This is a genomic window from Chryseobacterium sp. PCH239, assembly GCF_018924625.1.
In the GTDB taxonomy this organism is placed as follows: Bacteria; Bacteroidota; Bacteroidia; order Flavobacteriales; family Weeksellaceae; genus Chryseobacterium; species Chryseobacterium cucumeris.
In genome coordinates, this window is sequence record NZ_CP073027.1 from 802,150 (window position 1) to 818,761 (window position 16,612).

A 16,612-nucleotide genomic window follows, 5' to 3' on the forward strand; every position below is an offset into this window, starting at 1 on the left:
ACTATGACTGGTCATCAAGACCTTCAATCGTTTTGATTTTACCTTCGTGATCGTATTCCAGTTCAATCACTTTCATACTTCTCAGCCATGTTTTACCCCCACTCGGGACAGAATCATGGAAAAACAGATACCATTTCCCTTTGAATTCCACAATACTATGATGAGTGGTCCATCCAACCACCGGAGTAAGAATTTCACCCTGAAACGTAAACGGTCCATAAGGATTATCCCCGGTTGCATAGCAAATCAGGTGGGTGTCTCCTGTAGAATAAGAAAAATAATATTTGCCATTGTACTGATGCATCCATGACGCTTCAAAAAAGCGGTGCTTATCACCATGAAGCAATGGTTTTCCGTTTTCATCGATGATGACAACGTCTTTAGGAGCTTCCGCAAATTCAAGCATATCATCGCTCAGCAGTGCCACTTTTGAATGGATTGCAGGCTCATCATTTTCAGGAATTACAGCAGATTCAAGTGCCTTATTATCTCTGTAACGCTGTAATTGTCCGCCCCAGATCCCTCCGAAGTACATGTAATATTTTCCTTTATCTTCAAAAATGCAGGGATCGATGCTGTAACTTCCCATCATCGGATGTTTTTCAGGAATGAAAGGTCCGTAAGGTTTATCACTCACTGCAACACCGATTCTGAAGATATCATTTTGGTCTTTCAGGGGAAAGTACATATAATACTTCCCGTCTTTGAAGGCAACATCGCAATCCCAAAGCTGTCTTCCCGCCCATGGAATATCTTTTACCGAAAGTACTACACCATGATCTTTAATTTCTCCGCTGTCCACATTATCCATTGAGAAAACATGGTAATCATTCATATCAAAGTGGTCCCCGTTATCGTTTTCTTCAATTCCGCTTTCGCGGTCGTGAGAAGGATAGATATAGATTTTATCTTCAAAAACGTGAACGGAAGGATCTGCCATATAATCTTCCGGGAATAAATATTTTGATTTTTTCATTAAATAAAAATTCTATTGATTTTAATTTTTCTCTGCCAGTTTTATTATTTTTTGTACCACAGGTTTCTCCTGATCTTTCCTGTCAAACAATAACGGGTAATCTGTTCTTCCTTTTACCGGGAAATCGTTTTTCCAGGATTGTTTGTCGGTAACTCCCCATAAGGTTACCCTTCTTATTTTATCTTTATGTTTTAAAAACAAGCCAAAGAAATCGAGGTAACGTTTTTCCCATTTCGTTTCTACTTCCCTGGGAAGTCCTTTGGTGTAAGGATTCATTTCTTTCTGATAGGCAACGGTATCCGAAACATTGGCGGAGCTACCCCAAGGAGAAGGCAGTGCACTAAGTTCCAGCTCTGTTATATTAACTTTAACTCCAGCATTGGAATAATCTACAATTGCTTTTTCATACTCATCCATAGAAGGGTTATCCATTCCGACATGGGCCTGCATTCCTACTCCATCAATACGGATTCCTCTTGATTTAAGTTTCTCAACCATTGCAATGACTGTTTTTACCTTTTCAGGATACCATTCATTATAATCGTTGTAATATAATTCTGCATTGGGATCAGCTTCCTGTGCATAATGAAATGCCAAAGGAATAAAATCTTCACCCAGAATTTCGTAAAACTTACTTTTCCTGTAGGTTCCGTCTTCAAGAATGGCTTCATTCACCACATCCCATCCTTTTACTTTCCCTTTGTAACGGGAAACTACCGTTGTTATGTGGTTTTTCATGCGTTGTTTCAACACTTCCGGAGAAACATCTTTTCCATTTTTATCTGAAAAAAACCATTTTGGAAGCTGTGAATGCCAGATTAACGTATGTCCGATGATGAACATATTGTTTTTCATCCCGAAATCAACAAATTTATCGGCGTCATCAAAGAAGAACTTTCCTTCCTGAGGCTGCAGGAACATAGATTTCATACAGTTTTCGGCAACAACAGAACTGAATTGTTTTTTGATAATCGCCGCTGCTTTCTGATCTGTCCCGTCAATCTGGGGAAGGCTCATGGCAGTTCCGATATAAAATTTATCCTGAAATGCTTTTTTTAAAGTACCGTCAGACTTCTGCGCCGACAGCCCGGAAGCGGTAAGAGCCGCCAAACCAATTAAAATACGTTTCATAGTAATTTTTTTATTTTCTTCTTTCAGCCAGATCTTTTTCAATCTGAACTTCCATTTTTTTATTGATTTTGTAAAATAAAAGCAGTCCGCAGGCAATGAAAAACGGTATGGACGGGAAAATACTCACAAGCATCTTCGCTCCTGCTGCCACTGTCTCAGGCTGAATAACCTGTTCGCTCCCGTGTACTGAAATGTATCCGTATTTTCCAATGATCAAAGCTACCAGAGAGCTTCCGATGCTTAGACCTACTTTCAATCCTACCATCATGGCAGAAAAGATAATAGCGGTTGCCCTGCGGTTGTTTTTCCATTCCGAATAATCTGCCACATCAGCAATCATTGCCCACAAAAGCGGTGTGCTGATTCCATAAAAGAATCCGTGTAAAATCTGTGACAGGAACATCATTCCCACTGCTTTCGGAGGATAAAATATAAAAGCGAGGATGAATAATGTAGATATGAATAATGAAGCAATAAAAGTATCTCTTTTTCCAAATCGGTCTGCCAGTTTTTTAGAAAAAGTAATGCCTACAATCATCATGACAATTCCTCCTGCATTAAATAATCCGAACCCGGCAGATTTCGGATCTTCCCCAAAGAAATTCATCCCTGCCGAATTAAAAAATGCTGTAATTGGCGAAATAAAGCTCTTCAATGCATTTTCATCCACATAGTTGTTAAAATAATAGACATAAGATCCTCCTTTCATGGCCAATGTGATAAATATAAATGCAGTCACGGTAAGCATAATAATCCATGGCCTGTTCTGGAACAAATCTTTTAAATCCTCTTTCAGGCTCGATTTCTGCTCTGGCTTGGGAATGATTCTCTCTTTGGTGGTAAAAAAGGTAATCAGTAACATGACGGATCCGATCACAGCTAGCCATGTCATAACGGTTTCAATTCCCTGTGCTTTGTCTCCATGTCCTACGTATAAAATTATAGGCAGCATAAATACCTGTACAAAGAACTGGGCAAACATTACAGCTACAAAACGGTATGAAGAAATACTGTTTCTTTCTCCCATATCTCCTGTGATAACGCCACTCAAAGCGGCATATGGCAAATTATTGGAAGCATATAATAACAATAATAATGAATAGGTAATCGCAGCATAGATCATTTTACCCTGATAGGAAAAGTGAGGTGTACTGAAGGCTAACAGAGCTGCAATACCGAGCGGTACAGCGGTAAATAAAATCCATGGACGGAATTTCCCCCATCGTGAGCTTGTACGGTCTGCCAGCGCTCCGATAAGCGGGTTAAAACCAAATCCGGCAATTAAACCTACCGTAAGGGTGATAACAGAAGCATCTTCTGCTTTGAGTCCGTAAATATCTGTATAAAAATAGGTCAGGTAGGTGACTAAGGTCTGAAAAACAAGGTTGGCTGCCAGATCTCCCAGGCTATACCCTACTTTTTCTATTACCGATATTTTTTGTGGTTGATGATCCATTGATTGTAATAAGGTTTTCTATGTTAAATTAATTTTTTTCTGTTGTAAAAGGTGAGGCCGGAAGTCCGCTTTTATTTTTAAGATTGCCGTCCGGGTTATCTGCCCAGCCGTAACGTACATTAACAGGACTGGTGACCTGATCATTCCATACCCTAACTTTATTTCCTTTTGCTTCTGCTTTTGCCCATTGATAACGGCCATCTTTCTGCTGTATGGCAAAACCTTTCAGTTCTCCCTGTACCAGATCGTCTGTACCGGGTTTAAAGGATAAAATAATGGTATTGCCTTCTGTTTTCATCGACTGATAAACGGGGCCGTCAGCTATGATTTTTTTGCCTTCCCCGATTTTCAGGGCCTGTAAAGCCAACCTGTCGCCCACTGTTTTTTTATTGAGCGGATGAATATCATTCCATTCTCCCACATCAATCGTTACCGCAAGTCCTGAATAAGGAACATTCAGAGAAATCTGCCTTTGTTGTTCTCTCAGCTCAGCCCAGTTGCTTTCAATCGGTTCATCCTTTTTCTCCATGAAATTGGCCAGCTGTACAATGAAGAACGGCAGATCAGTCTTGTTCCATTTTGAACGCCAGTCTGAGATCATTGTTGAAAGCAAATCTCCGTATTCTTTTGGTTTCCCGGTATTACTTTCACCCTGGTACCAGATAAATCCCTTGATTTTATAATTGATCAGCGGATTAATCATGGCATTGTAAAGTCCTACCGGTTTCCAGCGGATAAATGTCTGTCCGGGAGCCATTTTTTCCATTTTTGCTCCTATTTTATATTTCCACTCGCCTTTAAGATCTGTTTTTTGTCCGTCGATTTCTAAGTAATAGGGTTTATCAGCAATAAACTGTCCTTTTCCGCTGCCATTGATAACTCTAACCGTAATGATATTCTTTCCTTCTTTTAAAACACCTTTCGGAATGTCATACCAGCGTGGCGGATATTCATAGGTTACATTGCCTACTTTCATTCCGTTGATGTAAGTAATATCGGCATCTTTTATCCTTCCCAGATTGAGAAATGCCGTTTTCTGATCCACTCCTTTGGGCAGAATAATTTCTTTACGGAACCATACCGAACCTTCAAACGGACCTTCCTGATCTTCCCATGATCCCGGTACCATCATGGTTTTCCATCCGGAATCATTGGCGTTATCTTTTTCCCAGTGCTGGTTGAAACCGATATCACTCTGATCCAGCTCTGCATACCAGGCTTTGCTTAATGATCTTTCCTGGGATTCTGTAGATTGTATCAGGTCATCGTTTTTCCATTTTTCTGCTTCAGCAAGATATTCCGGGTATTTTTTCAGTGATTTTTCATCCATCCAGGCCTGAACCGGAGAGCCTCCCAGACTGGTATGAATGATTCCTACAGGAACTTTGTTTTTTTCATTCAGTTCTTTCGCAAAAAAATAAGCAACTCCCGAAAAATCAAGAATAGTCTGAGGATTGGCACTTTCCCATTTCCCGCCGTCAAGATCATTTTGCGGAGCTTTAAAATTATATTTCTGCGGAACAGTGAAGAATCTTATATTCTGATTATTGACGTTTTTAATTTCATTTTCATATAAAGGTGTCAGCCTGCGCATCGGAAGTTCCATATTGGATTGTCCTGAGGCTACCCACACATCACCAATAAGAATATCTTTAAGGGTGATCTCATTAATCATCATGGTATATGGACCTCCGGCATTAAGCTTTGGAAGCATAAGAGACCAGTTTCCCCTTTGGTCTGCTGTGGCATTATACGTTTTATTGATAAACTTAATTGTAATTTTTTCTCCTGCATCGGCATATCCCCAGATTTTAAGATCCTGATTTCTCTGAAGGATCATTCCGTCTGAAACCAATGCGGGAAGCCTTACCTTTGCATGAAAACTGCAAATAGCTGCAAGAAAAAATAATAAATATAGAGTTCTGTTCTTCATGGAAAAAATCTGTTTTTAATGTTGGTTTAGCTTTATTTCTTTTCGTAATTTTCTGTCAGTAAACGAACTTCAATGACTTTAGCGGTCATAAGTTTTTCATCTGCAAGGAATTTTACACTAAGATTTTCTTTATTCTTTTCTGAATCCGGAATCGGAACAATCAGATATTGAGGTAAACTTCCTGACTTTCCTTCCAGATTTTGGGTAATGATTTTTTTACCGTTGATCTCAATATTCAGCGTACGGCTGGTATTCGCATCAAAGTACAGCAGGTAAAGGTATGAAGCATTTTTTCCGGTATTTTTCATCCGATAACTGAACCAGCCTTTGGCATCACGGAAATGGCGGTCTTCCATATATCCTGTACCAGAGTCTTTGCTTTCTATAAAATGATCTGATTCTGGCTGCTGTTCGCCCAGCTGGATCTTATCTGCGGTGATCATATCCAGCTTTCTGGTTTCTGCTTCTTCTTTTGCTCTTTGCTTCAGTATATTTTCTATTCCATTTTTGTCAGCCTGAGGCCAGTACAAAATATATCTTTCTGCCTGAATACTGTAAAACGGTACAAGTTTTAAACCTTTCCCGAATTTTTCAGACGGATAAAGACCTGTAACGGTAAAGTTGAGCGGTTTATTGTTCGAAGGCGCAACATGACTGACAACTTCTGAAGAATTTCCGAGGATAACGGGAATTTCGTTTAAAGGGATCTGCGGACCATGAGCAATATGGCCGCCTCTGCTATCGTCCGCAAGAAGTCCCTGTTGATTTTCGGTACCGTATGTTGCGGCAAGCACCACAGGACCGTATTTAAATGCATAATAACTGGAGCGGTCAGGCAGCTGTTCTGCGGAAAGATGCATTGGCAAAATCATTTTCACGACATCTCCTTTTTTCCATTTTTTGGTCAGGGTAAAATAGCCGTCAGAACCACGCTGTGCTTTTTCCTGTTTTCCGTTGATCAGAATTTTTACTTCCGAAGGTGTGGTCCATTCGGGACATCTTAATTTTAAATCAAATTCTGATTTTCCTGCAGCATCGAAAATCAATGTTGTTTCAGGAACTTCCGGGAAGTTGTTTACCTGACGGATGACTACATTTTGCTCTTTCCATGTCAATGTGGAAGGGATAAACAGGTTCACATATAAATCCTTATCTGACCGGGCATAAATCATTTCCCCATATTTGGCATGGTTTTCCATTCCGGATCCCACACAGCACCAGAAGCTAGTCTGAGGCTGCGAATACACCCGGTAATGTCCGGGACGCATTGGCGTAAAGTAAACAAAGCCTCCTTTGTCATGATTTTCTGTGGAAAGGATATGATTGTATAGTGCTTTTTCGTAATAATCGATATAGTAAGATTCAGGCAACGTTGCATAAAGCTCTTTGGTAAGCTTCAGCATATTATAGGTATTGCAGGTTTCCGGACCTTCAATATTTTTTATCATACTGCTGAAATCATTGACAGGGTTAAAATGCTCACTGACACTGTTACCTCCAATAACTGAAGATCTTTTCTCTGTAACGTTATGCCAGAAAAAATCAGCGGCATTACTCCAGGACGTATTATTCTCAAGATCGGCAATACGTTTATAGCCGATTACTTTTGGAATCTGTGTATTGGCATGCAGTCCCGTAAGTTTATCTTCTCCTGATAAAAGCGGTGTAAGAATAGCCTGATGGGAAAAACGGTGAGCCAGTTTGAGATATTTCCGGTCATGAGTGATATCATAAACATCTGCAAAAACTTCGTTGAGCCCTCCATGTTCACTGCGCAGCATATCCTGTATCTGCTCATCAGAAAGATCTGAAACTTCATTTGCCATCCAATCTGTAAGCTTTATAAGCATTGCCTTTGCTTTTTCATTTTTGGCATACCAATACGCATCGCGCAGCCCTGAGTACAGTTTGTGAATATTATATAAAGGTACCCAGCGGTCGTTCAAACCGAAGCCTGAAGCGCGAATATTTCCCTGTTTTACTTCTTTCCAGATTTTTTTTCCGTTGGGAATCCCTGAAATGTATCCGTCCGGAGAGGTTTTCTGGCACCGTTCCAGCTCACTGATCATATAATCAATTCTCTGTTGTATCGCAGTATCTCCTGTAGAAGCATACATCAGGGATAATGCGGAAATATAATGTCCTCCTATGTGACCGTCCAGTCCTGTATTTTCCCAATTAGGATAATTATCTGCCCTGGGTTTCAGCCCCGCTTCTTTAAGATAAGGAGCCAGCAGCCTGTCAGGTTCCATTGCCATGAGATATTGACGGTCTGCCATCATAGCTTTATTGAAAACACTCTCTGATAACTTTACAGTTTCCAAAGGGAAATAATGAATTTTCTTATTCATCTGCGCTGAGGCAAATGAAGCAAAACACAATAAAATAACCGAAAGTTTTGGGGTCATGGATAAATGTTAATTCAACATTTCTAAAATAACAGAAAGAATCTATATACGAAACAATTCCTGAGTCTGTTTGACTTATTTTTTCATTTAAAACTTTCAATAAAGCCCTGAAAACAACAAAAAACACACTACCTTATCATAAAAATAAGATAATTAATTTACAGTAAAACAAAACCTTAAAGCCATATGATTCCCTATGAAAATGAATTCAGGATATGTTTTGGCAAAAATTTCAAAGATATAGCAAATACCTTATCGTATTTTTAACGTTAAGTCCCTTTTCTTGACTATTATCAATCTTCTTTTTAATTTTAACACAATTTTAACATTCAATTCATGTATGATTAACCTGATTTCAGTGATATTTTCCGGTTTTGATACCGGTTTTACCTCCCAAAATATCCGTTAGGAATAATTTTAATGAAATAAATCATCCGGATTAAAAAAGTGTATGAATCACATTTATATAATATCATATCCATAAAAGATTTACCTTTGTAGTAAAATATAAAAGATGACTGAGGATTACTCCCAATATCCCAAACACCTTGTTGCTGTTGACTGTATCATTTTCGGTTTTGACGGCGAAAATCTTAAAATCCTTTTGGTAAAAAGAAATTTTGAACCTCAAATGGGCGAATGGTCATTGATGGGTGGCTTCGTTGGTAGTGAGGAAACCTCTGATGAAGCGGCCAACAGAGTTCTGTGTACATTGACCGGTCTTGAAAACATTTATCTTGAACAGCTGAAATGTTATACGGAAATTAACCGTGAGCCGACAGCCAGAATCATGTCTATCTCGTATTATGCACTGATCAATATTGAGAAAGACATCCAGATCAATGAGCAGTACAGTGCAGAATGGGTGGAACTACAGAAAGCTCCTGATCTTATCTTCGATCATAACGAAATGGTAAAGGATGCTGTAGCCAGGCTGAGGAGAAGAGCTTCCACAGGACCTATAGGATTTGAGCTTCTTCCTGAAAAGTTCACAATGAAAGATCTTCAGAATCTTTATGAAGCTATTTTTGATGAAAAATTTGACAAGCGAAATTTTACCAGCAAGATCAACAGTATGGATATCCTTGTGAATACGAATAAAAAGGATATGACTTCATCCAGAAAAGGGTCTTTTCTTTACCGGTTTGACGAAAAAAAATACAATAAAAAAATCTCACAGGGATTTATGTTTAAAATCTGATAGACCAACCTGTTTAATTTTGGAAAAAGTATTCCAGAAAATTAACAATTTAGAATGATAGAAAATTCAGCATACTCTTATTAAAATCTCACTTTTGTGAGATTTTTTTTGTGTTTCTGGCGGAAATTTCCAGCAGGACAAACAGTTATTTTGTCTTTTTTCAGAATGATCGTAATAAAAATTTATGATAAGGTTTTTTCTTTTCTCCTACCACACAATGCATTATAATTATATGGCTTATAATCTTATTTATGATATGTAATTTTTGTTAATTTTCAATAAAATATTGACTCATATTTAATGTTATATGTATTTTTATGCAAAACTAATAACCATATTTAACAACAACTCAAATTTTCACAAACCCCGAACTTAACTTCGTGGGAACCAGAAAAAAGAGAGAAAAAGATTTTCCAATTGCAAACTGAATAGAAATGATTCCAGTATTCCACCTGAAACCAGTATTGAAAAATTAGGTAAGGAAATATAGGGTCAAACAGGTTAAACGGTTTAGTAATCTGAAATCAATCCTTATTCAAATCCACCGTTAATAAAAATTAAGAAGTTTTACTTATCTGCGCAATACTCCTGCGCAGTATAAAGAATCAGAATATTGACGGCTAAAAAATAAGACCAAACTTTAAATATATCAAATTATGAGAACAAACAAAATGTGGCTTTTTCTGGCCTTTCTGTTAATCATTCTTTCCAGCTGTTCTACAATGGATGAAAAAAATTTACTAGAAGACCCTGACTCCAACTTAAGTGCCAGCACTAGTGCAAGAGCGTTGGCAGCAACACCAATGCTGCATGTCGGAGGCAGATACCTTAAAGATCCCTGTGACAATAATGTTGTCTTACATGGTGTCGCCATAACTCCAAGCCCCTGGTTCAATGGCTGTCAGTATGGCGCCAATTCCGGCTACTGTACCTGGGATAATTACAATGTACAGGGCGCACTGAACTATAATAAGGCTGTCATGAACAAGCTCACCAGTGCTGCTGATGGCTGGTATCTCAATTACATCCGCCTCCATATTGATCCGTATTGGACCAATGATCCCGGACCGGCTATCCCAGAGAACGATATCTCAAGATTCAATTATAACCGCCTGGTAACTTATACAGATCAGGTGATAATCCCACTGATCAACCATGCCCGCAGCCTGGGAATGTATGTCATCCTACGTCCGCCAGGCGTATGTCCAAATCGTATTGCTGTGAACGATGCCTATCATAGCTATCTTAAAACCGTATGGACCTTTTTGTCGCAACATCCGGGGCTAAAGAACGCTGACAATGTGATGTTCGAATTAGCCAACGAACCTGTTGAGATTCTGGGTACAAATGGCACATGGGGATCGACAGGAAACGAGCACTTTGCAGCACTTAAAAACTTCTTCCAGCCATTGGTTAACATTATTCGCAACAATGGAGCCAATAATGTTTGCTGGATACCGGGCACAGGATGGCAATCCCATTACCAAGGCTATGTCAATAACCAGATTACAGGTGGTAATATTGGTTATGCTGTTCATATCTATCCAGCTTACTGGGGCGGTCTCAGCAACTATCAAGCCTTTCAGAATGCATGGAATATCAATGTTAAACCAATCGCAGACATTGCACCAATTGCCATTACCGAGACCGACTGGGCACCTCAGGGATATGGTACCTTCGGCATCGGTACAACAGGTATCGCAGGCGGAAGCGGATTTGGCGCCAATTTAAAATATATCGTGGATCAGTCAGGCAATGTAAGCTGGAATGTTCTTGCCCCGGATAATCTCCTCCACAAAGGCGATCCTAATGCAGGAACAGCCTACAACAACGATTGGGAAGCCTGCGCCGCACCAGTTAAACAGTGGTTCCAGCAATATGCATCCTCCAATTATCCTGTTGGAAACTGTAATACAACCAGCAGCCTGGTTAATAATGGCATTTACGAAATCGAGTTTCAGACCGATGCCAATAAAGTAGTTGATCTAAAATCCGGAGAGGATGCCAATGGCGCAGTGTTAAGACCATGGACAAGGAATGGTGCTGCTGCACAGCGCTGGGTTGCCATTGACGCCGGCAATGGTTACTGGCGTTTTGTATCCAAAGCGAGTGCAACCAATCGCTGCATTGACTTAGCCAGTAACAGCAATACACTGGGAACTTCGATCAGACTTTGGCAGAACTATGGTAATGATGCACAAGCCTGGCAGGTAGTTGCTGTCTCCAATGGTTATTATAAAATCCTGTCCAAGGTGGACCCTACACGTGGCTGGGATATTCCCAACTGTACCATGGATGGCAATTCAAACTTACACCTTTGGGATTATTATGGTACGTCCTGTCAGTTGTTCAAGTTCAAATATATTGGGATGAACTGATATCAATAAAAAAACAGGGTGCTTTTTAAGCATCCTGTTTTTTTATTGTATGTGAAAAGTCAATTTTGCTTCGCAAGTCAATGGTGAATTTTTAAAAATTGACAATAAAGCGAATTCACTATTGACCTTTCACTTTTTTCATATAATCAACGTTTACAAAAACTTACGTATAGAATAGTCTTAAAAACAATATCAAACGATTAAACTAAGTGCCATACAGATGCATAAAGTGCATATAATTAATTCTGAAATAAAAAAATAGGATGCTTTTTCCAGCATCCTATTTTTATGTGAAAAGTCAATTTGCTTCGCAGTCAATGATGAATTTAAAATTGACAAGTGAAACGAATTCACTATTGACCATTCACTTTTAAAAAGTCAATTTTGATTCCCAGTCAATGATGAATTTAAAATTGACAAGTGAAACGAATTCACTATTGACCATTCACTTTTAAAAAGTCAATTTTGATTCCCAGTCAATGATGAATTTAAAATTGACAAGTGAAACGAATTCACTATCGACCATTCACTTTTAAAAAGTCAATTTTGATTCCCAGTCAATGATGAATTTCTAAAATTGACAGTGAAACGAATTCACTATTGACCATTCACTTTTAAAAAGTCAATTTTGATTCGCAGTCAATGATGAATTTAAAATTGACAAGTGAAACGAATTCACTATTGACCATTCACTTACCAAAACCTTACATACAAGGCGGTCAGTAAAAGCAGTGTCATCACAATCAAAACTAATGTCCTGTTGTCTACTTTAAACATTGCTACATCAATGGCAAAGGCTTTAGGATTAATTTTCGGACCTGCAAGACTGATCAGGATCATGGCGATGATGGTGATAAAAAACGACCATCCCATATTAATCAGGAAAGGAATTTCGGTAATGGTATGAACCACCCCATTTTCCAGCTTTTCATAAGTGAATGCTGTATACATCCACGTCTCTTTCCCGAAAATTTCAACGGCAAAGCTGTTGAAGAAAATGGCCAGGACAAACCCTAAAATAACTCCTACCAAAGCGGCTGTACCAGTCGTTCTTTTCCAGAACATTCCCAAAAGGAACATGGCAAAAACTCCAGGACTGATAAAGCCTGTGTATTTCTGGATAAATGTAAAACCTCCTTCACCACCAATTCCTAAAACGTCAGTCCAGGTAAAGGCCAATGCTGCCATCATGGCGATAATAATGACCCAGCGGCCTGTTCTCACCATCTGAATTTCGGTGGCATCTGTTTTAAGGTATTTCTTATAGATATCCAGGGTAAAAATGGTTGAGATACTGTTCACTTTTCCTGCCAGTGAAGCTACAATCGCTGCTGTCAACGCTGCAATGGCCAATCCTTTTAATCCTACTGGTAAGAATCCTAATATTGCAGAGTATGCCCCATCTTTCACTCCGTTGAATCCCGGAAGGTGTCCTTTGGAATATAAAACATAAGCAGCAATTCCCGGAAGCATAACAATTACAGGCATGAATAATTTCAGAAAACCTGCAAACAGAATCCCTGTTCTTGCCGTTTTGAGATCTGCTCCCAAAGCTCTCTGTGTAATATACTGATTGCATCCCCAATAGTTCAGGTTAACAATCCACTGACCGGCAAAATACATTGCCAGGCCCGGTAATACCACATATTTCTGTACCTCAAGGTTCTGAGGCATTGCCAAAGTAGTGGTTGTAGTTGTTGGTTTTTGAAGAATCAGCTTAAAGTGCTGCGGAGCCTCATTGATCAGGGTATTGAATCCTGCCAACGCATTTCCTACAGCGGCTCCGTTGATTCTCTGGTCCACAATCTGCAACGCCATATAAACTGTTGCAAAACCTCCGATAATAAGGACTGCCACCTGTATAACGTCTGTATATCCAATTACTTTCATTCCTCCAAGACCAATCAGAAGAGCCATAAGCAAAAGACCGATCATAATGCCGTGAAGATGTTCTCCTCCCAGCAAAGTATCGATGGCAAGAGCACCAAGATAAAGGATGGAAGTAAGATTCACAATAACATACAGAAACAGCCAGAATACTGCCATGATCAGCGAAACAGATTTGTTATACCTTCTTTCCAGAAACTGGGGCATGGTATAGATCTTATTTTTAAGATAGATCGGAATAAACCAGACCGCAATGATGATCAGCGCAACAGCAGCAATCCATTCGTAAGCGGCAACAGCGATTCCGACAAAGAAACCTTCACCGCTCATTCCGATAAACTGCTCAGCAGAGATATTGGAGGCAATTAAGCTGGCTCCGATCGCCCACCAGGTCAAAGATCCTTCCGCAAGGAAATAATCCTTACTTCCTGTAGATTCAGACTTTTTCTTTTTATAGATCCATAATCCGTAAGAAGCTACCACTACAAAATAGATCAGGAATATGATGATATCAATAGTTGCTAATTTTCCCATAGTTTACTTTTTTACGGAGAATTTATAGATGGTTTTCGACTGGTATTTCTGTCCGAGCTTCAATTCTGTAGAAGGAAAAGAAGGCTGGTTCGGTGAATCCGGGAAGTGTTGTGTCTCTAAGCAGAATCCTGTTCTGAATTCATTTTTACCTCCGGTTTTGGTATCAAACTTTCCGTCAAGAAAATTTCCGGAATAAAACTGCACACCGGGTTCATCTGTGAAGACTTCCATTAATCTTCCTGTTCCCTGGTGATACACTTTGGCGATACTTCTCAAACCTTTTCCATTCAAAATCCAGTTATGGTCATATCCTTTTCCTTTTTTCAGCTGATCATCGTCTGCACTGATATCTTTTCCAATCGGTTTTGAAACCGTGAAATCAAAAGGAGTTCCTTTTACAGCTTTCTGCTCACCCGTAGGAATTAAGGTTTCGTTCACTGGAAGAAAATGATCTGCATTAATCTGTAGTTCATGATCGGTAATCGTTTTAGTAAAATTTCCTGACAGGTTAAAATAGGAATGCTGGGTAAGATTCACTACAGTAGGCTTATCTGTTTCAGCTTCATACGAAATTTCCAATGCATTATCGTCTGTAAGCGTGTAAAAAACGGTTGTTGTTAATTTCCCCGGATATCCTTCTTCACCGTCTGCACTGGTGTAAGATAATTTCAATGTTGGAAATTTTGCATCCTTTACCACTTCAATATTCCAGAATCTGGTGTGGAACCCTTCTTTTCCTCCGTGAAGGCTGTTGGGACCATCATTTTTGTTGATTTCATAGGTTTTGCCATCTAGTGTAAATTTTGCATTGGCAATTCTGTTGCCGTATCTTCCGATCAAAGCCCCGAAATAATAAGGATTACCATCGAAATATCCTTCAGGTTTTGTAAAGCCAAGGACTACATCCTCATATTTCCCGTTTCTGTCCGGAGCGGTTAAGGAAGTGATAATCCCGCCGAAGTTGATAACCTCAACTTTCATCCCGTTTTTATTGCTTAATGTGTATTTTTTAATAGAATCGCCCTTAGGCGTAACTCCATAGTCTGAAGTATGAACATTCTCCATTTTCCCTGAAATATCCTGTTTGTTATTTTCTTTTCTGCAGCCGAAAATAATTAAAAATAATAAAATAAAAATGCTATTATGTGTTGCTTTTTTCATAATTATTTACATATTTTTTACAATTAATTAACGATAATACATTTCATTCCAACGAAGTGTATTTTTGAAATCACGCATTCTGGTATCTTCATCAATGACTAATGATTCAATTCCTGCTATCTCAGCAAAATCTTCCAGCTGCTCTGCCGAAATATTTTCACTGTAACATGTATGGTGTGCCCCTCCTGCCAGTATCCAGGCTTCTGCGGCCGTATATAAATCAGGAAGAGGTTTCCATAAAACTCTTGCTACCGGAAGCTTTGGCAGCTCTTCTGTAATTTCCAATGCTCTTGTCTTGTTGATCAGCAGTCTGAAATGGTTTCCAAAGTCCATCAGGGCAGCATTAAGAGAATCAATATTTCCTCTGGAGTTAAAAACAAGACGAACGGGATCTGCTTTCCCTCCGATTCCCAACGGATGGATCTCACATGATGGTTTCCCTGCTGCCAGCACAGGATCTACTTCCAGCATATGGGAGCCTAAAATAGAAGGATTGGAAGGGTCTAAATGATAGGTATAATCTTCCATAAAGGCATTTCCACCTTCAAGGCCCTGCCCCATTGTTTTCATGGCACGTACGAGCGCTGCGGTTTTCCAGTCTCCTTCGCCTGCAAATCCGTATCCTTTCTGCATCAGTCTCTGTACGGCAATTCCCGGCAGCTGCTCCAGCCCGTGAAGGTCTTCAAAGGTATCTGAAAATCCTTTAAATCCTCCGTCTTTTAAAAACTTCTCAAGGCCCAATTCAATTTTTGCAGCGGTGTGCAGCGAACTTCTGTTGGCTCCTCCTTCCAAAAGAGAGGCTGCCATGTGATAAGAAGATTCATATTCTTCCATCAGGCTTTTTATTTCTCCCTCACTTACAGAATTGATAACGCCTACAAGATCACCGATTCCCCAGGTATTGACTGAAAAACCGAACCGGGTTTCAGCTTCCACTTTGTCACCGTCTGTAACGGCTACAAATCTCATATTATCTCCAAAGCGTGCAAATTTAGCTCCCTGCCAGTCGTCCCAGCCTGCAGCAACGCGGCTCCAGTCACCAATTTGCTTCTGAACTCTTTCTTCTGACCAGTGCCCTACCACGACTTTTCTGTTCTTTCGGAGCCTGCTTACCATAAAACCAAATTCACGGTCTCCATGAGCCGCCTGGTTAAGGTTCATAAAGTCCATGTCCATGGTAGACCACGGAATATCTCTGTTGAATTGGGTATGCAGATGCAGAAGAGGCTTCTGTAAAATTTTTAGCCCTCTGATCCACATTTTAGCGGGTGAAAAAGTATGCATCCACGTAATTACTCCTATACAGTTTTCTGCATGATTGGCTGCTGCAATGGTTTCAAATATCTCTTCGGTAGTTTTTACCGTTGGCTTTACAATAACTTTTACCGGGATGAAAGAAGATTTTTCAAGTTCTGCCACAATTTTCTGTGAGTGTTCTGCTACCTGTGCCAGTGTTTCTGGTCCGTATAAATGCTGACTTCCTGTGATGAACCAGACTTCTTTGGTATTGAGAGGTGTTAACATAGTTTTGTTGATCGTTAATAGTT

10 protein-coding genes are annotated in these 16,612 nt (G+C 39.6%); 2 read left to right on the plus strand and 8 right to left on the minus strand.

Annotated features, from left to right (window positions below; all coding sequences use genetic code 11):
• Window position 1 precedes the first annotated feature (1 nt).
• Genes KBP46_RS03870 through KBP46_RS03890 form a run of 5 tightly spaced genes read right to left on the minus strand, consistent with a single transcriptional unit; the run spans window position 2 to window position 7,904 of the window.
• Window positions 2-976, minus strand: a complete 975-nt coding sequence (locus tag KBP46_RS03870) for a glycoside hydrolase family 43 protein (RefSeq protein WP_216444677.1) — start codon at window positions 974-976, stop codon at window positions 2-4.
• A gap of 21 nt (window positions 977-997) precedes the next feature.
• On the minus strand, window positions 998-2,107 hold the full coding sequence (locus tag KBP46_RS03875) for an endo-1,4-beta-xylanase (RefSeq protein ID WP_216444678.1): 1,110 nt from the start codon (window positions 2,105-2,107) through the stop codon (window positions 998-1,000).
• 10 nt (window positions 2,108-2,117) lie between these two features.
• Window positions 2,118-3,563 (minus strand): MFS transporter, encoded by a 1,446-nt coding sequence (locus tag KBP46_RS03880; RefSeq protein ID WP_216444679.1) that lies wholly within the window; start codon window positions 3,561-3,563, stop codon window positions 2,118-2,120.
• Window positions 3,564-3,591: 28 nt separating this feature from the next.
• Window positions 3,592-5,496 carry a sialate O-acetylesterase gene (locus KBP46_RS03885; RefSeq protein ID WP_216444680.1) on the minus strand — a complete coding sequence of 635 codons (1,905 nt, stop codon included), beginning with the start codon at window positions 5,494-5,496 and terminating at the stop codon, window positions 3,592-3,594.
• A gap of 32 nt (window positions 5,497-5,528) precedes the next feature.
• Window positions 5,529-7,904 (minus strand): glycoside hydrolase family 127 protein, encoded by a 2,376-nt coding sequence (locus KBP46_RS03890; RefSeq protein WP_216444681.1) that lies wholly within the window; start codon window positions 7,902-7,904, stop codon window positions 5,529-5,531.
• A gap of 514 nt (window positions 7,905-8,418) precedes the next feature.
• Between KBP46_RS03890 and KBP46_RS03895 the strand changes: the two genes are divergently transcribed.
• Both KBP46_RS03895 and KBP46_RS03900 read left to right on the plus strand, forming a co-directional pair.
• Window positions 8,419-9,105 carry an NUDIX domain-containing protein gene (locus KBP46_RS03895; protein WP_216444682.1) on the plus strand — a complete coding sequence of 229 codons (687 nt, stop codon included), beginning with the start codon at window positions 8,419-8,421 and terminating at the stop codon, window positions 9,103-9,105.
• Window positions 9,106-10,085: 980 nt separating this feature from the next.
• Complete coding sequence (locus KBP46_RS03900; protein WP_253297278.1) at window positions 10,086-11,483, plus strand: RICIN domain-containing protein; 1,398 nt, start codon at window positions 10,086-10,088, stop codon at window positions 11,481-11,483.
• A gap of 693 nt (window positions 11,484-12,176) precedes the next feature.
• Here the strand turns inward: KBP46_RS03900 and KBP46_RS03905 are convergent.
• From KBP46_RS03905 to araA, 3 genes are read right to left on the minus strand one after another with little or no spacing between them, the layout of a single operon-like run.
• The gene (locus KBP46_RS03905; RefSeq protein WP_123278287.1) at window positions 12,177-13,904 is read right to left on the minus strand and encodes a sodium/solute symporter; all 1,728 of its coding nucleotides are present in this window, start codon (window positions 13,902-13,904) and stop codon (window positions 12,177-12,179) included.
• Between the two features lie 3 nt (window positions 13,905-13,907).
• Window positions 13,908-15,065 carry an aldose epimerase family protein gene (locus tag KBP46_RS03910; protein WP_216444683.1) on the minus strand — a complete coding sequence of 386 codons (1,158 nt, stop codon included), beginning with the start codon at window positions 15,063-15,065 and terminating at the stop codon, window positions 13,908-13,910.
• A gap of 27 nt (window positions 15,066-15,092) precedes the next feature.
• Complete coding sequence (gene araA / locus KBP46_RS03915) at window positions 15,093-16,589, minus strand: L-arabinose isomerase (RefSeq protein ID WP_216444684.1); 1,497 nt, start codon at window positions 16,587-16,589, stop codon at window positions 15,093-15,095.
• Between the last annotated feature and the right edge of the window lie 23 nt (window positions 16,590-16,612).